This window comes from Streptomyces sp. NPDC001415 (assembly GCF_053597395.1).
Genome location: NZ_JBSFIE010000019.1, coordinates 40,343 through 60,980 on the forward strand (window position 1 = coordinate 40,343; position 20,638 = coordinate 60,980).

Consider the following 20,638-nt stretch of genomic DNA (forward strand, 5'->3'; position numbering starts at 1 on the left):
GTCAGAACGGCCGGTCGCCGGCGATCGCGGTGCGGTCCGCGACCCGGCGGTGCGGGTGGTAGTCCGACGTGGCGTAGTGCTGGACGGCCCGGTTGTCCCAGAAGGCGATGGACTTGGCCTCCCAGCGGAAGCGCACCTGGTACTCGGGGTACTCCAGCTGCCGGAAGAGGTAGCCGAGCAGCTCCTCGCTCTCGTCGGCCGGCAGCCCCGCGATGTGCGTCGTGAAGATCGACGTCAGGAACAGGGTCTTGCGCCCGGTCCTCGGGTGGGTGCGCACCAGCGGGTGTTCCACCGGAGGGTAGACCTGCTGGAAGTGCGCCCGCTGCTCGTCGGTCATCAGCTCGCGGTAGTTCGCCGACGGGGTGAAGTCGTTGACCGTCCTCAGCCCGTCGATGCGCGCCTTCACCTCGTCGGGAAGGTTGTCGTACGCGGCGGCCGCGTCCGCGAACAGCGTGTCGCCCCCGCCGTGAAGCGGCAGCTCCACCATGCGCAGGACGGCGCCCAGCGGAGGCCGCTCGATCCACGGGAAGTCGTAGTGCCAGACGTTCTCGAAGCCGGGGTTCTGCTTCCCCTTCTCCAGCCGTACGACGTCCTCACCCGTGCCCGCGGGCAGGAACGGGTGCCCTTCGATCGTGCCCCACCGGGAGGCGAAGGCCCGCTGCTGCTCGGGCGTCACGTCCTGGTCGCGGAAGAACAGGACCTTCCATTCGAGCAGGGCCCGGTCGAGCTCCTCGAACACCTCGTCGCTCAGGGCGGCACGCAGGTCGATGCCGTGGATCTCGGCGCCGATCAGGGGGCCCGAAGGGCGTACCTCGAAGTGCTCGTACGGACCGCCCTGCTGGCCGTCGGCGAGCCGGCGCAGGAGCCGGGGGCCGTGGTAGTCCGCCCGGCCCTCGATGCCGCGGCGGGCCAGGGACCGTACGGCCGCGAGCTCGGCGTCGGCGTCCGTGGCTTCGGGGCTGGTCGGGGTGACTGTCATGAGAGTGGTCCTCCTGCTGTACGGGGCGCGGGGGCGCCGGAGTGGTGCGCGGACCGCAGCCGGGCGGCGAGGGCCGGGCCGATCGCCGCCAGTGCCGGCGGCCGCAGCATGCGGTGGTGGGTGGCGGGCACGTCATGGGATTCGACGGGGCCGCCGAGGTGGTCCGCCCAGGCCAGTGCCGTGCTGCGGCCCGGCTCGTACGGGTCGTCGGGGTCGGTCTCCGTGGCCCGGAAGAACAGCAGGCCGCCGTGGAACCGGCCCGGCCTGAACTCGCCCATGAGACCGAGGTTGTTGCGGTAGACGTCGAGGAGCCGGTCCTGCTCGGCCGGGTCGAGGATCTCTTCGTCGCCGGCCGACTGGAGCAGGGCGCGGCGGAACTCGGCCTCGCTGAACTCCGGGAGGTCGCGGCGCAGTTCATCGTCGACGGGGTACGAGTCCACCATCGCCAGCAGGTCGACCGTCGCGCCCTCGTCCTCAAGCAGCGTGGCCATGGCGTGGGCCACCAGGCCGCCGAAGGACCAGCCGAGTATCCGGTAGGGGCCGTCGGGCCGCACCGCACGGATCTGGGCCACGTAGTCGGCGGCCATCTCCTCGACGGTGGCCGGGAGGCCGGCCGCATCCCGGGGGCCGCGTGCCTGGAGCGCGTACACGGGCTGGTCGGGCCCGAGGTGCGGCAGCAGGCCCGCGTACGGCCAGACCGTTCCGGCCGCCGGGTGGACACAGAACAGCGGGGGCCGTGAACCCTCCGCGCGCAGCGGAACCAGGACCCGGTGCGCGTCGGCGGACGGCGGTTCCGCGATCCGCCGGGCCAGCCCGGCCGGGCTCGGCGACTCGAACAGGGCGGGCACCTCAAGGGGGGTGCCGAGGGCGGCTCTGATCCGGGAGACGAGGCGGGCGGCGAGGAGCGAGTGACCGCCGAGGTCGAAGAAGTTCTCGTCGACGCCGACCGTCGGCAGTTCCAGTACCTGCGCGAAGAGCCGGCACAGGATCCGTTCGTGCTCGGTGGCCGGTTCGCGGGCCGGGGCCGTGCCGGTGAGCCGGGGCTCGGGCAGGGCCCGGCGGTCCAGCTTTCCGTTCGGGGTCAGCGGCAGCTCCGGCAGCTCGACGACGGCCGACGGCACCATGTGGGCCGGCAGCCTTCCTCGTACGAAATCGCGTACGGCGGCGGTGTCGCAGCCCGGCGTGTGAGGCACGACGTATCCGACGATCCGCCGGTCCCCGGGCCTGACCTCGCGGGCCACCACCTCGGCCTGGGCGATGCCGGGGCAGGCGGCCAGGGCCGCCTTGATCTCGCCGGGCTCGATCCGGAAGCCGCGGATCTTGATCTGGTCGTCGGAGCGGCCGTGGTACTCCAGCTGCCCGTCGGGCAGCCAGCGGACCACGTCGCCGGTGCGGTACATGCGGCTTCCCGGCGGCCCGTACGGGTCGGCGACGAACCGCTCGGCGGTCAGCGCGGGGCGGTTCAGATAGCCCCGGGCGACGCCCGCCCCGCCGAGGTACAGCTCTCCGCGCACCCCCTCGGGGACCAGGCGCAGACCGGCGTCGAGGACGTACGCGCGGATGTTGGGGATCGGCCGGCCGATCGGCGCCGACGCCGGCCACGTGTCGACGTCCTCCGCCAGGGTGTGCGCCGTCACCAGGTGGGTCTCGCTCGGGCCGTAGTGGTTGTGCAGTCGGCGGCCCGGCCTCAGGCGGACGAACTCGCGGACCCGGCGGCTCGGGGTGAGTGCCTCGCCGCCCTGCGCCAGGACCCGCAGCGACGGGATGGCGCGCCCCTGGTCGAGGGCCGCCTCGCACAGGGCCTCCAGGACGAGGTTGGGGGCGAAGAGCTCGTGCACGCCCTCCTCGTCCAACCACGCGGCCAGCAGCTCGGGGTTGCGCCGGACCTCGTCGGACGGCACCACCAGGGTCTTGCCGAACAGCAGCGCGGACAGCAGCTCCTGGACGGACACGTCGAAGCTGAGCGCGGTGAACTGGGCGATCCTGGTGCCGGGTTCGGAGGGAAAGGCCTCGTCGTGCCAGGACAGGAGGTTGACCATCGCCTGCCCCGGCATCACCACGCCCTTGGGCCGCCCCGTGGTGCCCGAGGTGTAGATGACGTACACGGGGTGCGCCGGGTCGAGCCGGCACAGCCGCTCCTCGTCGACGACCTCCGTATCGGCCAGGTCCTCCAGTTCCCGTACGGTGGCGGGCTCGTCCAGGACCAGATGGGGGGCGGCCGTCGGCGGCAGCCGCAGGGCGGTGTCCCTGGTGGTCAGCACGGCGGCCGGGGCGGTGTCGGTGAGCATGAACGCCAGCCGCTCGGCCGGGTATTCGGGGTCGATGGGCAGGTAGCAGCCGCCGGCCTTGAGCACGGCGAGAACCGCGACGGCGAGGCCCGCCGAGCGGGGCAGTGCGAGGGCCACGGTCTGTTCGGGGCCGACGCCCCGGGCGATGAGCAGCCGGGCGAGCCGGTTCGAGGCGGTGTCCAGCTGCGCATAGGTCAGCGTGGCCTCCGCGGAGACCACGGCGGTCAGGTCCGGGGTGTCCGCGGCCTGCCGGGCGAACAGTTCGGGCAGGGTGGCTTCCCGGTATTTGCGTTCGGGGCAGCCGAGTTCGGTGAGCAGCCGGGTCTGCTCGCCCTCGGTGAGCAGCTCGACCGCGCCGACCGTGGTGTCCGGATCCTCGGCGAAGGCGCGCAGGATCCGCAGGAACCGCTGGTGGTGCGCGGCCAGTTCACCGGCGCTGTAGCGGGCGGAGTTCGCGACGAGGTCGATGCGCAGGCCCCGGCCGTCCGCGCGGTCGAAGGCCGTGAACGACAGGTCCTCGACGAGTCCCTGGGTCAGGTGGTGAGCGGTGGCGGGCTGCCCCGCGAAGTGCAGGTCGTAGTCGAAGGCCATGATGTTGACCATCGGTCCGGTCCGGTAGCGGCCCGGGTCCCGCAGGCCGAGGTCGCGCGCCAGGTGCTCGCCCCGGTAGCGCTGGTGGCGGATCATCTCCCGGAATCCGCCCGCGACCTGACGTATGAGGTCGTACGCCGTGAGATCGGGGCACACCGTGACGCGCAGGGGCAGGACGTTGGAGTACATGCCCGGCATGGTGCGTGCCGCGGCGTCGGTCCGGGCGGCCATCGGCAGGCTCAGGATGACGTCCTGCTCTTCGGAGAGCCGGTGCACCTGGGCGGCCGCGGCGGCGATCACCAGGACGGACCAGTGGGTGCGGGCCGCCCGGGCGGCCGCCTTGAGCCCCTCGGTCTCGGCCTCGGTGAGGCTGCCCGACTGGCTGATCTGGCCCTGTACGGCGGACGCGCCGGGCGGCCCGGCGGCGAGGCCGGCGACGTCGGGCTGGTCCGCGAACCGTGTCGTCCAGTACGCCCGGTCGGCCACGCTCCGGTCGGAGGCCCGGTAGGCGGCGTCGTTCGCCAGCATGTCCTGGATGGACCCGAACTTCGGCTCGGGCAGCGGCAGTTGGGAGGTCATGGCGGTGTAGAGCTCGGACACGCGCTGGGCGATGAGGGCGCCCGTGTGCCCGTCGGCGACGCCGTGGTGGGCGCTGAGGTACCAGAAGGTGTGCCCGGGCGCCAGGGTGAACAGCGCGTACGAGAAGAGCGGCCCGCGGGACAGGTCCATCCGGCGGGCCAGGTCGGCCCGCATCCAGGCCAGGGCGGCGGCCGCCGGGTCCGGTTCGCCGCTGACGTCGAGGACCGGGAACTCCCAGTCGGAGAAGAGGGCCACGTGCTGCCTGGGCTCCCCGTCCCGCTCGGCGAACCGCGCATGCAGCGGGACGGCCTCGGCGACGGCCTGCCGCATGGCCGCTTCGAAGGCCGAGGGGTCGATGGGGCCCAGGATTTCGAGGTACTCGCCGATGCGCTGCTGCGGGGCGGTCGGATCGACCTGCTCGGCCAGCCACATCTCCCGCTGGGCCGCCGACACGGGAAGGTGCATATCGCCGGGTCCTGACCCTGACACTTCTCCCACACTCCTCATATCGCGGACTGTTCGGCGGCTTCTCGGTGAATGCCGGGACAGAACAGGGAGTGCGTACGGAAAAGAGCCGCGAAGTAGCCGCGGCAGTACCGCGACGCTGCCGGTCCGCTGCCCAACTACCCGCCCCCACCTGCGAGAGGAACGCTAGACGGGGCCGCTAAACGCTCGCATACACGCCGCTGACATTTCGGCCCGCTAAAGCGCCGCTGAACCCCTTGAGATCTCCTTCTTCAGGATGAGGGAAATCGCTGGACGCGCCCATAGATTCGCCTTCTATGAACGCTCCAGCGCTTCCGACTCAGCTTTCGCGGCCGCACTCGTGCCTCGGTCGCACTCGTGCCTCGGCCGGCCGAAGCCCGGCCGGCCGAAGCGTTCCCGCGGAGACGTTCAGACCCGGGCTGTCAGCAGGCGAGGTGGGCGAGGCTGCTGTCTTCCAGTACGGCGTCCCGCTCCAGGATCGACTGCTGCAACTGCCGTAGCCGGCGCCCGGGTTCGATGCCGAGTTCGTCGATGAGGACGCGGCGGATGCGGTTGTAGATCATGAGGGCTTCGGCGGGGCGTCCGCTGCGGTAGAGCGCGAGCATCAGCAGGCCGTGGAAGGTCTCGCGCATCGGCTGCTCGTCGATCAGCCCGTAGAGCTCTCCGATGAGCAACTTGTGGCGGCCCAGGAGCAGTTCGGTCTCGGCGTGCTCCTCCAGGGCGACCGACCGCTTCTCGTCCAGCTGATGGCCCAGATTCTGCAGTGCCGGAACGGTGCGCAGGTCCGCGAGCGCGGGCCCGGTCCACAGGCCGAGCGCCTGGGAGAGCAGCCCCGAAGCCTCGTCGAGGCGGCCCGCCGCGCGCAGCTCCCGGGCCCGCAGGCACAGCGATTCGAAGCTGTGCAGGTCGAGGCTGAGCGGGGCGAGTTCCATCATGTAGCCGGGAGGCCGGGTCAGCAGCAGCCCGGGCCCGTCGAAGCCCGCCTGGGCCAGGTGCTTGCGCAGTCTGGAGACGTACACCTGAAGTGCGGTGGACGCGGTGCGTGGCGGCGCGCCCGACCAGAGGGCGTCGATGAGCTGCGGCGCGGACAGCGGCCGGCCGTCGTTCAGGCACAACAGAGCCAGCAGGGCGCGGAGTTTCAGCGCCTGTGGAGTCCGTGAGATCCCCTCGTCCGTCTCCACCGCAAGTGCTCCGAGAACGCGGAAGTACACGATCTTTCTCATCCCCCGTGGTCAAGTGGCCCGGAATCCGGTCCGGCGAGACCGGGCATGGTGTGCGAAGAAAGCAGAAGCAGCCGACGCCCGACGGGTCATGGCGCACTCCGGCGACTTCTCGCCTTTGGTATACGCCAATCGCCTGCCGGGTCCGAACTGCCGACTGTGATCCGACACCACCGGACTGTCCAAATTTTCGTTGGAAAGGCCGGTTTTGGTCTGTGCCGGATCACGAATTCAGGACACTATCACGCGAGGGCGGACGTCTTCCTGCATTCCTGCCCATGACGCATTGTAGTTTTCGGTCGTCCGGGACGGTCCGGCGGAGGTCCAAAACCCTCTCCATGGGGTAAAGAATCGACAGCGGACGCAAAGATTCCGCTTTGCCTCCGGGGCCTCGCGTCCGGAGCGTCCGGGGCGCGCCACGCCCCTCGCCTGGCCGTGTTTCGGCAGGTCAGGCCGCATTTATGTCCTGAAGAACCGGGCATACTGCCAGATTCCAGGAGCGGCCGGGGCCAGGTCGCGACACCTGGGGTCGGGTAAAGGGAATTTCATCGATCTGAGGTTCCCCTGAGGGTCCTGGCAATCATTGCTCTCCGTGATCGATATCGCGATTGATTCGCTATTGATCACCCTGCTAAGTTACTTTCCAGGAAAGGCGCCCCAGCGCATTCATCGGGCATTGACCCGAGGGCGACCGACCCGCGGGGACGGGAAATCTGCAGATTCCTGACCTCTCCCGCGACGTCCGCGAAGGGGACCGGCGCTACTTTCCTGCGGCAGAGCTGACCACTCTTCCGGACATCACCTCATTTATTGCGCGTCGGCCGTCGAGCCGCGTGCAAAGTGCACCGTTTCGCGAGCGAATCGATTCCAGCGGTCTTTCATGTTCCGGCTGGGATCCCCCATGCCCGGACACTCCACCAGACATCAATTCCATACGAGAAGGCGAGCACAGTGAACGCCAAGCGTTACATCGCAGGGGCCGTCATCACCGCCATCGTCGCGACCGGGGCCGCGGGCCTCGGTGCGGCCAGCGCGTCGGCCACCTCGCTTCCCGACCAGAAGGCGGTCGCCCAGCAGTCCGTCGCCACCGCGACCGTCGTCAACGACGGTGTGCAGCCGCAGTTCTGGCACGCCGTCGCCCAGAGTGTGGTCGCCGCCACCGCGGTCAAGGCCACCGAGTACGCCGTGAAGGTCTCCACCAAGGTCAGGTCCTCGTCCTCCAGCGAGTCCTCGTCCTCCTCCAGCGGCGGCCCCGCCGTCAGCCCGAACGGGCTGCACGGGGTCATCCCGGGCGACGTCCAGTACGACGCCGCCAACTAGCCGGTGTGCGGGGGCCGGTCATGCCTCCGCCCGCCACATCCGGCGTAGCGCCACCTGAATAGGTGCCCGGCGGCGACCCCCCGCCGCCGGGCACCCCTCGGCGCAGAACGAACCCCCCCCACACACAGAACGGAGGTGTCCCACCATGAAAGCCTTCGGGCGAGCTCCCAGGAGCGCCGGTGGCGGCCCGACGCCGGCGCCGGGGCCCGCGATCACCGCGCGGCTGCGGATCTGCACCGCCCTGGCGCTGTTGCCGGTGGTGCTCTACTCGGTCGTCTGCCTGGCCTACAACGCGCCCGACTCGCCGGTGAAGACCCGCGTGCAGGGAATGACCACCAAGCTCATGCAGCCCTACTTCTGGCAGGACTGGCAGCTCTTCGGGCCCACCCCGGGCAGCAACATCGATCTGATCTACCTGACCGTACGCATGAAGCCCGCCGGGTCGGCCGCCACCGTGGAGACGAGCCCGGTGGAGATCGAGGACGCGATCGACCGCACGCCGCGCGCGTTCCCGCTCAACCCGACGAAACTCCCCGGTGTGCCGCTGGCGTTCGACGCGGCCGCCAATCGCTACGCCCACATGGTGACGGACTTCAAGAAGCTTCCCGAGGCGGACCGCAAGGCGGCGCAGGAAAGCCTGGACAAACAGTACGCGTCGGAATTCCAGGAGATGCAGCGCTTCCTGTCCGCCCAGGCCGATTCGATGTACCCGCAGGCGCAGATCGTGTCCGTGCGTGCCGAATTCAAGACCAAGCAGATGATTCCGTTCTCCGAACGCTATGCGAGCCCGAAGCCCAAGGAACCGATCAAGGCCATTCTGGAGACATCGTGGATGGACTACGTTCCGGGGGTGTCCCGGTGATGCGCGCATGGGCGACGTCCGGCATGGCCAGGCTCGACGCCGGGCTGCTGAAGATGGCGAGCCGGAAACACCGGCTGATCGGAATCGCACTGCTGCGGATCGTGATCGGCGCGGCCACGATCATGTACTGCCTCGCCGACTACGGCGACCGGCGGTTCCTGTGGGGACCTGACTCGTACAACTCGATCCAGACCGCGAAGTCCGCGTTGTCCGAAGGCAGCTTCTCCCTCTACCTCTTCAGCCACTCCACGGTGTGGTTCGAGGTCGTGTTCCACGCGACCATCCTGGTCTCCGCCGTATTCATGGTTTATGGCGGCAGGGCACTCACCCTGGTCCAGGCCGTACTCATGTGGTCTCTGCACAACCGGAACCAGGATGTGCTCGAAGGCGGCGACAACCTTGCCCAGATCCTCATCATCTTCATGATTTTCACGGTGTCCAACGCCTATTTCGCACCGGGGGCAAAGCAGCGACGCGCCCGGTTCAGGGAGCAGTCGGGCCCTTCCGTCCCGACGGTCCTGCACAACCTGGCGGCCTATCTCATCGTGTTCCAGACGGCGGTCCTCTACTTCGCCGCGGGCTATTGGAAGATCACCGGGAAGATGTGGCAGGACGGTGTGGCCATGTACTACATCAGCCGGCTCACCGGTTTTCAGATGTGGCCGGCCTATGCGCACCTGATGAGCAACGCGTATGTCACCACCGCCGTCAGCTACTTCACCTTCTTCATCGAGCTGACGCTCCCCTTCGCGATCCTGTCGGCCCGAGGCTGGGTGCGTAAGGCCAACACCCTGGCGCTGGAAGGGATGCACCTGGGCATCATGGCCTTCATGGGTCTTGTGTGCTTCGGCCTGCTGATGATCGGCGCGGACTGCACCTGTCTGCGCGACGAGGACTACCGGTCGCTCAAGACCCGGGCCATGGCCATCGGTTCGCGCTTCGCCCGGCGCGTGAAGCCGGCCGCGCCATCCGGACCCGCACCCGCCATCGACCCGCCGGTGGGCGTGCTCGCGGCCCAGGGCAGCGGAGCCGATGCGTAGCCGGGAAGACGGGGTTGCGGAGCCGACGCGGACTCCGGAGTACGCCGAGGCGGCCCGTGCGCTGGACCGGTTCCTCCGCGCCGATCCCGCGCGGTGGCCCGGCCTGGCGCCCCGCGTCGTGGACGCCGTCGGCGACCGGCGGCTGCACGAGATCGTCGCGGCGACCCGGGAGCACGTGGGCGACTTCACCGGAGTCTCGGACGGCCCCGACGGTCTCGTGATCGAGGGAACGGCGGGCCGGGCCCTCGCCTTCGCCCAGGCGGACGCCGACGGGAACCTCACCCACCTCCGCATCGCCCCCGGCCCCTACCGGCCCGCCCGGCTGCGCGTGCCGCCGGGCGTGCGCGCGGCCGTGGGATGGGCCCTGTGGTGCGCGCTCCTCGCCGTCCGCATCGCGGCGTGCTGGAGCGCCCCGTCCGTGACCGGCTGGTGCGAAAGCGTGCTCATCGTGGGTGCCGCCTATCTGGTCCTGGAAGGGCTCCTCACCCCGGCCCGGCTGCCCCGGTGGATTCGCCGGACCTTGGAGGCGGGCGCACTCGTGGCTCTCGCCTCGGCCTGGCGACTGCCCCAACTCCCCGTTGGGCAGCCAGATTTGAAGCTGGCGGTCAGCCTCGCCCTGGTGGTCGGCGGTGCCGCGTACCTGATGTGGGCGCGCCGCCATCGCTGGGGCGCGCCGCTGTCGGCACCCCTGCACTTCCCGCTGCGCGACGGGACCTGGCTCATCGCCCAAGGAGGGGGCCGCGGCCTGAACCACCACGTGGCCCAGCCCGAACAGCGCGGGGCACTCGACATCGTCGCCACCGGAGCGCGCGGGGCCGGACTCCGTGGTGGGTCCACGCCGGACGCGTACCGGATCCATGGAGCGAAGCTGTACGCCCCGTGCGACGGGCACGTCGTCTCAGCGGCCGACGGCTACGCCGACCAGATCCCCGGCACGATTCGCTACGAACCCCCTTACGGCAATCACGTGTTCATCGACACGGGCAGCGAAGTCGTCAAGCTCGCGCACCTGCGGCCGGGCAGTGTGACGGTGTCCACCGGTGACCGGGTGCACACCGGCCAGCCGCTCGGCGAGGTCGGCAACTCCGGAAACACCACCGAACCGCATCTGCACATCCACGCCGAACGCGACGGCCTCGGACTCGACCTCCGGTTCACCGGCATCACCGGGACGCTGCACCGCGGACGCACGCTGCGCACCTGAGGGTCGCCCGTCAACTCCGGGACGGTGTCCGCTCGTTCACGTATGCCGACCGAGGGCGCCGTCAGCATGTCCACTTCCCCGCCTCCTCCGCCTCCTCCGCCTCCTCCGCCTCCGCCTCCCCCCGCCTTCCCGGGGCTTCGCAGTCTCGCCATCCTCCCCGGACTTCCCAGAAGGGCTTCCCGTGTCCCCGCACATCCGAATACGGCCTCGCGCGTTCGCCGCCGTGGCCTGCGCCGCGCTCCTGGGCACCGCGCTCGCCGGCCCCGCCGCGCACGCCGACGGCCCCGCCGCGCACCGCCATGTGCTGCCCGGCTCGCACCCCGGCTACGCCACCGCGGCGGCCGACACGGGCCCGGTCCCCGCCGAGGAGCGCCTCACCGCCCGGCTCCAGCTCGGCTCCCGCGACCCGGCGGGCCTCGCGGCGTTCCTGAAGGACGTCACCGACCCGCACAGCCGGGCCTACCGCCACTTCCTCACGCCCGACCAGTACCGCCGGCGCTTCGCGCTCGGCCCCGAGGAACACCGGGCCATCACCCGCTGGCTCACCGCGGCCGGGCTCACCGTCACCCGGGACACCCCGCACTACCTGGAGATCTCGGGCCCGGCGAAGGCCGTACAGGAGGCTCTGGGGAGCTCCATCCACCGCTACCGGACCGCCCGGGGCACCGTCAGCGCGCCCACTGCCGACGTCAGCGTTCCCGACGCCGTGAGCGCCGACGTGATCGCCGTGTCCGGCCTCTCCGCACCCGCCGCGGCCCACCCCCTGTCCCGGCGCACCACCGCCCCTACCGGCACGCCGGCCGTCTGCTCCGACCACTTCGGGCAGAAGCCCGCCACCGGCCTGCCCTCCGCGTACGGCAGAGCGACCGCCTATTCGCCCTGCCCGTACGTCCCCTCGCAGCTGCGCCACGCGTACGGCGCGGGCGGCAAGGGCGCGACCGGCAAGGGTTCCACCATCGCCATCGTGGACGCGTACGGGTCCGCCTCGATGCCCGGGGACGCCGACCGGTTCGCCAAGGCCACCGGCGACCGCCCGTTCCGGCCGGGCCAGTACCGCCAGCAGGTCACGCCGAAGGACTGGAACCTGGGGCCCGCGTGCGCGCCGCCCGCGGCCTGGGCCGGGGAACAGGCCCTGGACATCGACATGGCGCACGGCCTCGCGCCCGACGCGGACGTGCTCTACGTCGGCGCCAACTCCTGTCTGGACAACGACCTCATGGACGCGGAGGCCACCGTCATCGACGGCCGCCTCGCCGACTCCATCTCCAACTCCTGGGCCGAGATCATCCACTCCGACCCCGGCCATCTGACGCCGGACCTGGTCAACGCGTGGAACCTGCTGTTCGAGCAGGCCGCCGCCGAGGGCATCGGCGTGTACTTCGCCGCGGGCGACTGCGGCGACTCCTCACCCGGGGCGGCCGAGACCGGCGTCAACTGCGACGCCAAGACCACCGCGGCCCAGGCGGACTTCCCCAGCGGCTCGCCGTGGGTGACGTCCGTCGGCGGTACGACCCTGGCCCTCGACCGGCACGGCGACTACGCCTGGGAGACCAGCATGGGCGACGAGCTGTCGGTCCTCACCGGCACGGGCACCCAGCGGGCCTGGGGTCCGGTCCCCGGCGTCTTCGCGTTCGGCGGCGGCGGAGGGCTCAGCGACTTCCCCCAGCCCTGGTACCAGCGGGGCCGCGCCCCCGCCCAGGCGGCCGGCGCGCCCGCCCGCCGGGCAACCCCCGACGTGGCCATGGAGGGCGACGGCGCCCTGCCCGTCCTGGTCGGGCTGACCGACTCCGGACAGTTCCAGCTCGTGGGCTTCGGCGGCACCTCCGCCGCCACCCCCGCCTTCGCCGCCCTCCAGGCCGACGCCCAGCAGGAGACCGGCCACCCCCTCGGCTTCGCCAACCCGCTCCTGTACGCCCTCGGCGGCACCCCGGTGTTCCGCGACGTGACGGACCAGCCGGCGGCGGCAGGCCCGGGTCCGCTCACCGCCGTACGCGACTACGGGCCCTCGGCCGACGAGAAGAACCGCTACGTCCTGTACGCCCTGGGCCGCGACTACGGCCTGCACGCCGGCCCCGGGTACGACTACGCCACCGGGCTCGGCTCGCCGTCGCCCGGCTACCTCCAGTGGTTCCGCCGCACTGGCGGAAACCTGCGGTGACGTTGGACGCGATCGTGGTGGGGGCCGGCCCCAACGGGCTGGCCGCCGCCGTCGCCCTGGCCCAGCGGGGGCTCGCGGTCACCGTGTTCGAGGCCGCCGACACCATCGGCGGCGGCACCCGTACCAGCGAACTCACCCTGCCGGGGCTGCTCCACGACCACTGCGCGGCCGTCCACCCCATGGCCGTCGCCTCGCCGTTCCTGCGCTCGCTCGGCCTTGAACGGCACGGCCTGGAGTGGCGCCGGCCCGAGATCGACCTCGCCCACCCGCTCGACGACAGCCCCCCGGCGGTGCTGCGCCGCTCGCTGGGCCAGACCGTGAGCGGCCTCGGCGCGGACGGCGCCGCATGGCGACGGCTGTTCACACCGCTCGCGCGACGGTACGACGCCCTCGCCTCCGATCTGATGGCTCCGCCGTTCCACCTGCCCCAACACCCGCTCCCACTGGCCCACTTCGGGCTCCTGGCCCCCAGGTCGGCCACCGCCGTCGCGGCGCGCTGGCACTCCGCACAGGCCCGCGCCCTGTTCGCCGGCGTGGCCGCGCACGCGCTGCGCCCCCTGACCGCGCCGGGCAGCGCCGCCATCGGGCTCATGCTCATCGCGGCGGGGCACCGGCACGGCTGGCCCGTCGCCCACGGCGGGTCCCAGGCCGTGACCAACGCCCTGGCGGCCCGCCTGACCGAACTCGGCGGCACGGTGGAGACGGGCGTCAGGGTCCGCTCACTGGCCGAACTGCCGCCCACCCGCGTCACCTTGCTGGACGTGGCGCCGCGCGCCGCCATCGCGCTCTGCGGCGCCCGCCTGCCCGCGCGCACCCGCCGCGCCTACGCGCGCTGGACCCACGGCCCGGCGGCGTTCAAGGTCGATCTGGCCGTCGAGGGCGGCGTGCCGTGGCGCGACGAGGCCTGCCGGCGCGCCGGAACGGTTCATCTGGGCGGCACGCTGGAGGAGATCGCCCACACCGAACGGATGGTCGCGCGCGGCCGCATGCCGGAACGCCCCTTCGTCCTGGTCGCCCAGCAGCACCTGGCCGACCCGGTCCGCTCGTCCGGCGACATCCACCCCGTATGGGCCTACGCACACGTCCCGCACGGCTACACAGGCGACGCCACCGAGTCCGTACTGGCCCAGCTGGAGCGCTTCGCCCCGGGCTTGCGCGACCGCGTGCTGGCCCGCGCCACGATGTCCGCCCAGGACCTGGAGGCGTACAACCCCAACTACATAGGCGGCGACATCCTCACCGGCGCCAACACCCTTCCCCAGATGCTGCTGCGCCCCCGCGCCACCCTGGACCCCTACCGCACCGGCATCCCCGGCGTCTTCCTGTGCTCCGCGGCGACCCCGCCCGGCGCCGGCGTCCACGGCATGTCCGGCTACAACGCCGCCCGCTCCGCACTGCGCAGCCTGCGCCTACCCCGAGGAGAAACCCCCTGATGCCCAACCCGTTCGAAGCCGAAAGCGACACCTACCTGGTCCTGGCAAACGAGGACGGCCAGCACTCCCTGTGGCCCAACTCCCTTGCCGTCCCGGCAGGTTGGACCATCACCCACAGGGAGGGCACCCGCCAGGCGTGCCTGGAGTACATAGAGCAGACATGGAAGGACATGCGGCCGAAGAGCCTGAGGGGCTGAGGCTTCGGGGGCGGTGAATGCGACCAGAACGGCAACCACGGGAGCTCGGCTCCTGCTCACGCCCTGCGCCAGGCGCCGAGCAGTTCCTCGGGGCCGTACGCCGCCTGGAGCCCGGAACAACTGGTCCCGTTGCGGGACACCGCCACGAGCGGCACCGGCTCGTCGGTGATCGCAGCCCGGTGCTTCTGCAGCGCGGCCAGGTCGTGGTTGTCGAAAGGCGACGTGTCCAGCCACTTGACCGACCCAAGAAAGAGCAACCGCCTGGCTACCGGCTGCCGGTCGGCGCCCACCAAGTCGATTTCGACGTCGTTGCTCCGGGTCCAGTACCCGCCGATCGCCGGGGCGGCGGGTAGGAGCCCGTCCGGCAGGAGGCGGGCCAGGGATTCCCGGACCAGGGGCTCGATCGCGCGGCCGCGCCAGCTCGTCCACTGCTCCTTGATCCGGCTCAGAGTGAGATCTCCCCGCATCCGCTCGATCTCCGCCATGTGCGGATCCAGGAACGCGAGCCAGAAGCGGAGGTAGGGGTCTGCCACGCGGTAGCGGCGTTCCTTCGACGGGCGCAGTGAGAGGGGTAGTTCGGCCGCCACCACCCGCTTCTCGGTCAGGACGTCCGTGGCTCGGGTGAGCGTGGTGTGGGCGATGCCGCCAGCGGCGCGCGCGATGTTCGTGAAGGTTCGCTCTCCGGATCCGATGGCCCGCAGGACTTCCCTGCTCATCGCCTGCGGTGGAAATTCCGCGGCCAGAGAACGCTCGGCGGAGACCAGCAGAGCTGAGATCGGGTTGTCGAGCGAGTCGCGAAGGAACTCCCAGAGGTCCGCTCCGGTCCGCCACTCCGCGCAGATCAGTGGAAGACCGCCCGTGATCAGGGCGGCGTCGAAGGCGGCGGCCGACGGAAGGTCGAGCATCTCGCCGATGTCGGCCGGATTCAGCGGCCCCACGACCATTTCCCGGCCGCGCTGGTGGAAGGGGCGGTCGTAGCTGTTCAGCGCTTCCATCATCGACAGGTCGGATCCGACCAGGAGGAGGAGTACGGGCTTACGGCTGAGCAGGCGGTCCCAGGCCCGTTGCAGCATGCCCTCGAAGGCGTCGATGCGATCCATGAGATACGGAACCTCGTCGATGACGACCACGCTCGGCCTGTCGTCGGGAAGGATCTCCGCAAGCAGTCTGAATGCCGCATTCCACTGCTCTGGGGTCTCCTCCGAGAACACTTCCCGCTCCGGAAGGGTGGATCTGGCGACGGCGTCGAGCAGCTCCGTCAGTTCGTCCTCCGCGGTGCCGCCCGCCGCGGTGAAGAAGAGGTTCGGCGTCTCGGTGCGCCGCAGGAACTCCTCGACGAGGCTGGACTTGCCGACCCGCCTCCGTCCGCGCATGAGGACGCACTGACCGGGTTGCGCTGACCCGACGGCGTCGCGGATTGCCTGGAGGGTGTTGGCGAGCACGTTCAGTTCGTGGTCCCGCCCGATGAAGCGGCGCATGAGAATACTCCCGTACTCGACAGTATCGACGGAGATACTATCTCCGCTGTTACTATTCTGCCCTCTATTCGGGGCATGACGCCGTGAATGCGGGAGAGAGCGAAGACGCGCTCGGCCCGGCGTCAGAGATCAGATACGACAGAGGCTGGGGCAGTGGTCCGGCGGTGACTGCGGTCAGGTCGGCTGTCATGCCTTCAGGGCCACGGCCGGCGTCCAGGGCCCGACGAATGCTGCCGCAACTGAACCGCCACACCGATGCCGTGCCGCTGGTCTCGCGGTCGGCGACGGAGTCCAGGAGCGCGGCCGGCAGCGGCGGACGGTGTGCCGGTGACGACGGCGGTGAGGTCGCCGCCGATCCGGGCCGTCGCACTGGCCGAGGGCAGCAGCCGCCGACACTCGATGCTCAGCCCCTCCGTGTCGCTGGTCCGCAAGTGGATGCAACCAAAACTGCAACCACGATGTCGAAGGGCCCCACCGCAAGCGGTGGGGCCCTTCGACATCGTGCCCGGTGAGGCACTGGCGGAGGATACGAGATTCGAACTCGTGAGGGGTTGCCCCCAACACGCTTTCCAAGCGTGCGCCCTAGGCCACTAGGCGAATCCTCCGCGGCAAACAATACAAGACGTTGAGGGGTGCTCGCGAACTCGTTCCCACGTCAGGGATCGGGTACCCTGTGCGGAGCCCCTCACGTGGCGCTATCTGACTGAACTCCCCCAGGGCCGGAAGGCAGCAAGGGTAGGTCGGCTCTGGCGGGTGCGTGGGGGGCGCTTGATTTTGTGGGGCGGGGGCCCCTGTTTCCCCTGGGCGGGCCGCTGTTTCGGCGGGTGCGCGGCGGCCGGGCCACCGTCGGCGGGGCCGGTTGTCAGTGGGCCCCGATAACCTCGTATGTGTGTCGTCCCTTGCGCTGTACCGCCGCTACCGCCCCGAGTCGTTCGCCGAGGTCATCGGGCAGGAGCATGTCACCGACCCGCTGCAGCAGGCGCTGCGGAACAACCGGGTCAATCACGCGTACCTGTTCAGCGGGCCGCGTGGGTGTGGCAAGACGACCAGTGCCCGCATTCTTGCCAGATGTCTGAACTGCGAGCAGGGCCCGACGCCCACGCCGTGCGGGGAGTGCCAGTCCTGTCAGGACCTCGCGCGCAACGGGCCGGGCTCCATCGATGTGATCGAGATCGACGCCGCTTCGCACGGTGGTGTCGACGACGCCCGTGAGCTGCGCGAGAAGGCCTTCTTCGGGCCCGCGTCCAGCCGGTACAAGATCTACATCATCGACGAGGCGCACATGGTGACCTCGGCCGGTTTCAACGCCCTCCTGAAGGTCGTCGAGGAGCCGCCGGAGCACCTCAAGTTCATCTTCGCCACCACCGAGCCCGAGAAGGTCATCGGGACCATTCGGTCGCGTACGCACCACTACCCGTTCCGGCTCGTGCCGCCCGGCACCCTGCGGGAGTACCTCGGGGAGGTCTGCGGGCGCGAGGGGATTCCCGTCGAGGACGGCGTGCTGCCGCTCGTCGTGCGGGCCGGGGCCGGGTCCGTGCGTGACTCCATGTCCGTCATGGACCAGCTGCTCGCCGGCGCGGCAGAAGACGGTGTGACGTACGCCATGGCCACCGCCCTGCTCGGGTACACCGACGGGTCGCTGCTCGATTCCGTCGTCGATGCCTTTGCGGCGGGGGACGGCGCCGCCGCTTTCGAGGTTGTCGACCGGGTCATCGAGGGGGGCAACGATCCCCGTCGTTTCGTCGCCGATCTTCTGGAGCGGCTGCGGGACCTTGTCATCCTCGCCGCCGTTCCCGACGCCGGGGAGAAGGGGCTCATCGACGCCCCCGCCGATGTCGTCGAGCGGATGCAGGCGCAGGCCTCCGTGTTCGGGGCCGCCGAGCTGAGCCGGGCCGCCGACCTCGTCAACGCCGGGCTCACCGAGATGCGCGGGGCCACCTCGCCCCGGCTCCAGCTCGAATTGATCTGTGCCCGGGTGCTGCTGCCCGCTGCCTACGACGACGAGCGCTCGCTCCAGGCCCGTATCGACCGCCTTGAGCGCGGGGCCAACTTCCAGGCCGCGCCCGCCGGTGGGCCCGCGATGGGGTACGTGCCCGGGCCCGAGGCGCATGCGCCGATGCAGGCCGGCCCCGGCGGGCCCGAGGCTGCTCGGGCTGCCGTGCGGGGTACGGGGGCGGCGGGGTCGGCAGCTGGGGGCGGGCCCGCCCACTCGGGGGCCGGCGCGCCTCCCGTTCCGCCGGTGCAGCAGGCGCCTGTCCAGCAGGTGCCCGCACCGCAGGCACCCGGGCCGCATGCGCCCGTTCAGCAGGCACCCGCGCCGCAGGCGCCTGTTCAGCAACCCCCTGTGCAGCCGCCGCCCGCCGCTCAGCCCCAGCCCGCTCAGGCCGCGGAGCGGAGCCCCGCCGGGGCCTGGCCGTCCGCTGCCGCGCCCGGGCAGGGGGGCGGCCGTCCCGGGGCGTGGCCCGGCGCATCCGCGCCCGCCGCTGCCCCCACGCCTGCCCCGGCCCCCTCCGCAGGCGCCTGGCCCTCGGCGGCTCCCGCGCCTGCCCCGGCTCCCGCGGCTCCCGCCGAGCAGGCGCCCGCGCCCGCGGCCCAGGCGAACGCGGGCCAGGGCAATGCCGTGCAGGTGCGCAACATGTGGCCGGACATTCTGGAGGCCGTCAAGAACAAGCGGCGCTTCACCTGGATCCTGCTCAGTCAGAACGCGCAGGTGGCCGGCTTCGACGGCACCACCGTCCAGCTCGGCTTCATCAACGCGGGCGCCCGCGACAACTTCGCGAGCAGCGGCAGCGAGGACGTGCTGCGCAGCGTGCTCTCCGAGCGGTTCGGGGTGCAGTGGAAGGTCGAGGCGATCATCGACCCGTCGGGCGGCGTCCAGCCCCCGCCTGCCGCGGGCAACTTCGGCGGCAGCGCCCCCCGGCCCCCGTCCCCGCCCGTCCAGCAGTACCAGCCGCCGCAGCCGCCCCCGCAGGCCGCCCGGCCCGCGACCCCGGCCGCGCCCGCTCCCGTACAGCCCTCGCGGCAGCCGTCGCAGGCCGCCGCTCCCGTACGGCACGACGTACGGCAGGAGGAGGCCCCGCCCCCGGTCAGCCTGGAGGACGACACTCCGGAGGACGACGACCCGGACCTGGTGGACAACGCGCTGTCCGGGCACGACCTGATCGTGCGCGAGCTCGGGGCGACCGTGGTGGAGGAATATACGAACGAGGGGTGAGGGGCCACCTGGTGGCCCGCACAAAGATCGAGCCATCGCGGCGGCTAGGCTGGCTGCCGTGAAGGTCCTTGTCATCGGCGGCGGTGCCCGTGAGCACGCCCTGTGCCGTTCCCTGTCCCTCGACCCCGACGTGACGGCGCTGTACTGCGCCCCCGGCAACGCCGGGATCGCGGAGGTCGCCGAGCTCCACCCCGTGGACCCGATGGACGGGGACGCGGTCGCCCGCCTCGCCGTCGAGCTGAAGAGCGACCTGGTCGTCGTCGGGCCCGAGGCCCCTCTCGTCGCCGGGGTCGCAGACGCCGTACGCGCCGCGGGCATCCCCTGCTTCGGCCCCTCGAAGGAAGCCGCCCAGCTGGAGGGCTCCAAGGCCTTCGCCAAGGACGTGATGGCGGCGGCGAACGTGCCCACCGCCCGCTCCTACGTCTGCACCACCCCCGAGGAGATCGACGAGGCGCTGGACGCCTTCGGTGCCCCGTACGTGGTGAAGGACGACGGTCTCGCGGCCGGCAAGGGCGTCGTCGTGACGGACGACCTCGCCGTCGCCCGGGAGCACGCGCTGGCCTGCGAACGCGTCGTCATCGAGGAGTTCCTCGACGGCCCCGAGGTCTCGCTCTTCGCGATCACCGACGGCGTCACCGTCCTGCCGCTCCAGCCCGCGCAGGACTTCAAGCGCGCGCTCGACGGCGACGAGGGCCCCAACACCGGTGGCATGGGCGCCTATTCGCCGCTTCCGTGGGCCGACCCGAAGCTCGTCGACGAGGTCATGGCGAGCGTGCTCCAGCCGACCGTCGACGAGCTGCGCCGCCGCGGAACGCCCTTTTCCGGCCTTCTGTACGCGGGCCTCGCGATCACCTCGCGCGGGGTGCGGGTCATCGAGTTCAACGCCCGGTTCGGCGACCCCGAGACGCAGGTCGTGCTCGCCCGCCTCAAGACGCCGCTCGCGAGCGTCCTGCTGCACTCGGCCACCGGCACGCTCGACGCCGAACCGCCGCTGACCTGGCGCGACGATGCTGCCGTGACCGTGGTCATCGCCTCGCACAACTACCCCGCGACGCCGCGCACCGGCGACCCCATCGAGGGCCTGGCCGACGTCGCGGCCCAGGACCAGCCCTCCGCGTACGTCCTGCACGCCGGGACCAAGCGGGACGGTGACACGGTCGTCAGCGCGGGCGGCCGGGTCCTCTCGGTCACCGCGACCGGCAAGGACCTCGCCGAGGCCCGGGAGCGGGCGTACACGGCGGTCGGCCGGATCCGGCTCGACGGCTCCCAGCACCGCACCGACATCGCGCGCGAGGCGGCCGGGGCGCAGGGCTGAAATCCGCCAGAATTCCGTGGGGCCCCGGTGTGCGCCGGGGCCCCGCGGCGTTTGGCCCACGCCCGCAGCGTCCCGGCCCGGGCGGCGCATTGCCCGGGCCCGGACGTCGCCGTACCCCGGCCCGGACCCCGCAGGGCGTGGGCCCGGAACAACCGCACCTTTGCCCAAAGCCATTCCATCGAGTGACGAGTGGCCCATCCGGATGACTCCTGCCGACGCCCCAACTAGGGTGCGGCGAAGGCGTTCCGGCACTTGGCCCACCGGCATTGCGATG

Annotated in this window: 14 protein-coding genes, 1 tRNA gene and 1 other RNA gene; 10 read left to right on the top strand and 6 right to left on the bottom strand. The window is 71.3% G+C overall.

What is annotated here, in order from left to right; translation table 11 throughout:
- Position 1: 1 nt before the first annotated feature.
- From ACWC2B_RS24075 to ACWC2B_RS24085, 3 genes are all read right to left on the bottom strand, one after another.
- Positions 2–979: a TauD/TfdA dioxygenase family protein gene (locus ACWC2B_RS24075; protein ID WP_450719853.1), complete on the bottom strand. Its 978-nt coding sequence runs from the start codon at positions 977–979 to the stop codon at positions 2–4.
- Positions 976–4,902 carry an amino acid adenylation domain-containing protein gene (locus tag ACWC2B_RS24080; RefSeq protein WP_450719855.1) on the bottom strand — a complete coding sequence of 1,309 codons (3,927 nt, stop codon included), beginning with the start codon at positions 4,900–4,902 and terminating at the stop codon, positions 976–978. The genes ACWC2B_RS24075 and ACWC2B_RS24080 overlap by 4 nt, the downstream gene beginning before the upstream one ends.
- A 443-nt stretch (positions 4,903–5,345) precedes the next feature.
- Positions 5,346–6,146, bottom strand: a complete 801-nt coding sequence (locus tag ACWC2B_RS24085) for an AfsR/SARP family transcriptional regulator (RefSeq protein WP_450719857.1) — start codon at positions 6,144–6,146, stop codon at positions 5,346–5,348.
- Positions 6,147–7,094: 948 nt separating this feature from the next.
- Between ACWC2B_RS24085 and ACWC2B_RS24090 the strand changes: the two genes are divergently transcribed.
- The 7 genes from ACWC2B_RS24090 to ACWC2B_RS24120 all read left to right on the top strand — a co-directional run bounded on the left by ACWC2B_RS24090 (position 7,095) and on the right by ACWC2B_RS24120 (position 14,357).
- Positions 7,095–7,463, top strand: coding sequence for a hypothetical protein (locus ACWC2B_RS24090; RefSeq protein ID WP_450719859.1), 369 nt, complete (start codon positions 7,095–7,097; stop codon positions 7,461–7,463).
- A gap of 145 nt (positions 7,464–7,608) precedes the next feature.
- The gene (locus ACWC2B_RS24095; RefSeq protein WP_450719861.1) at positions 7,609–8,325 is read left to right on the top strand and encodes a DUF5819 family protein; all 717 of its coding nucleotides are present in this window, start codon (positions 7,609–7,611) and stop codon (positions 8,323–8,325) included.
- The gene (locus ACWC2B_RS24100) at positions 8,325–9,365 is read left to right on the top strand and encodes a hypothetical protein (protein ID WP_450719863.1); all 1,041 of its coding nucleotides are present in this window, start codon (positions 8,325–8,327) and stop codon (positions 9,363–9,365) included. Before ACWC2B_RS24095 ends, ACWC2B_RS24100 begins: the two co-directional genes overlap by 1 nt.
- The gene (locus tag ACWC2B_RS24105) at positions 9,358–10,569 is read left to right on the top strand and encodes a peptidoglycan DD-metalloendopeptidase family protein (protein WP_450719865.1); all 1,212 of its coding nucleotides are present in this window, start codon (positions 9,358–9,360) and stop codon (positions 10,567–10,569) included. The genes ACWC2B_RS24100 and ACWC2B_RS24105 overlap by 8 nt, the downstream gene beginning before the upstream one ends.
- A 181-nt stretch (positions 10,570–10,750) precedes the next feature.
- Positions 10,751–12,727, top strand: coding sequence for a S53 family peptidase (locus tag ACWC2B_RS24110; RefSeq protein ID WP_450719867.1), 1,977 nt, complete (start codon positions 10,751–10,753; stop codon positions 12,725–12,727).
- A complete protein-coding gene (locus ACWC2B_RS24115) occupies positions 12,724–14,160 on the top strand; it encodes a phytoene desaturase family protein (RefSeq protein WP_450719869.1) in 1,437 nt (478 codons plus the stop codon). Before ACWC2B_RS24110 ends, ACWC2B_RS24115 begins: the two co-directional genes overlap by 4 nt.
- Positions 14,160–14,357 carry an MbtH family protein gene (locus ACWC2B_RS24120; RefSeq protein ID WP_450719871.1) on the top strand — a complete coding sequence of 66 codons (198 nt, stop codon included), beginning with the start codon at positions 14,160–14,162 and terminating at the stop codon, positions 14,355–14,357. The genes ACWC2B_RS24115 and ACWC2B_RS24120 overlap by 1 nt, the downstream gene beginning before the upstream one ends.
- 56 nt (positions 14,358–14,413) lie before the next feature.
- On the opposite strand, the gene ACWC2B_RS24125 is transcribed toward ACWC2B_RS24120, so the two are convergent.
- The 3 genes from ACWC2B_RS24125 to ACWC2B_RS24135 form a co-directional block, all read right to left on the bottom strand.
- Positions 14,414–15,835 (bottom strand): ATP-binding protein, encoded by a 1,422-nt coding sequence (locus tag ACWC2B_RS24125; protein ID WP_450719873.1) that lies wholly within the window; start codon positions 15,833–15,835, stop codon positions 14,414–14,416.
- Between the two features lie 64 nt (positions 15,836–15,899).
- Positions 15,900–16,205 (bottom strand): helicase-associated domain-containing protein, encoded by a 306-nt coding sequence (locus ACWC2B_RS24130; protein WP_450719875.1) that lies wholly within the window; start codon positions 16,203–16,205, stop codon positions 15,900–15,902.
- A 147-nt stretch (positions 16,206–16,352) separates the two neighbouring features.
- Positions 16,353–16,440, bottom strand: a tRNA-Ser gene (locus ACWC2B_RS24135).
- Positions 16,441–16,511: 71 nt separating this feature from the next.
- Here ACWC2B_RS24135 and ffs point away from each other — a divergent pair.
- The 3 genes from ffs to purD all read left to right on the top strand — a co-directional run bounded on the left by ffs (position 16,512) and on the right by purD (position 20,364).
- Positions 16,512–16,610: signal recognition particle sRNA small type (gene ffs, locus ACWC2B_RS24140), an RNA gene on the top strand.
- 114 nt (positions 16,611–16,724) lie between these two features.
- The gene (locus ACWC2B_RS24145) at positions 16,725–19,049 is read left to right on the top strand and encodes a DNA polymerase III subunit gamma and tau (RefSeq protein ID WP_450719877.1); all 2,325 of its coding nucleotides are present in this window, start codon (positions 16,725–16,727) and stop codon (positions 19,047–19,049) included.
- 58 nt (positions 19,050–19,107) lie between these two features.
- Positions 19,108–20,364: a phosphoribosylamine--glycine ligase gene (gene purD / locus ACWC2B_RS24150; RefSeq protein ID WP_450719879.1), complete on the top strand. Its 1,257-nt coding sequence runs from the start codon at positions 19,108–19,110 to the stop codon at positions 20,362–20,364.
- The last annotated feature ends 274 nt before the right edge of the window (positions 20,365–20,638 follow it).

What these genes read in the sequence shown, in the direction of transcription:
- ACWC2B_RS24075 (WP_450719853.1), bottom strand. Translation starts at nt 979, where the DNA reads ATGACAGTCACCCCGACCAGCCCCGAAGCCACGGACGCCGACGCCGAG.
- ACWC2B_RS24080 (WP_450719855.1), bottom strand. Translation starts at nt 4,902, where the DNA reads ATGCACCTTCCCGTGTCGGCGGCCCAGCGGGAGATGTGGCTGGCCGAG.
- ACWC2B_RS24085 (WP_450719857.1), bottom strand. Translation starts at nt 6,146, where the DNA reads ATGAGAAAGATCGTGTACTTCCGCGTTCTCGGAGCACTTGCGGTGGAG.
- ACWC2B_RS24095 (WP_450719861.1), top strand. Translation starts at nt 7,609, where the DNA reads ATGAAAGCCTTCGGGCGAGCTCCCAGGAGCGCCGGTGGCGGCCCGACG.
- ACWC2B_RS24100 (WP_450719863.1), top strand. Translation starts at nt 8,325, where the DNA reads ATGCGCGCATGGGCGACGTCCGGCATGGCCAGGCTCGACGCCGGGCTG.
- ACWC2B_RS24105 (WP_450719865.1), top strand. Translation starts at nt 9,358, where the DNA reads ATGCGTAGCCGGGAAGACGGGGTTGCGGAGCCGACGCGGACTCCGGAG.
- ACWC2B_RS24120 (WP_450719871.1), top strand. Translation starts at nt 14,160, where the DNA reads ATGCCCAACCCGTTCGAAGCCGAAAGCGACACCTACCTGGTCCTGGCA.
- ACWC2B_RS24125 (WP_450719873.1), bottom strand. Translation starts at nt 15,835, where the DNA reads ATGCGCCGCTTCATCGGGCGGGACCACGAACTGAACGTGCTCGCCAAC.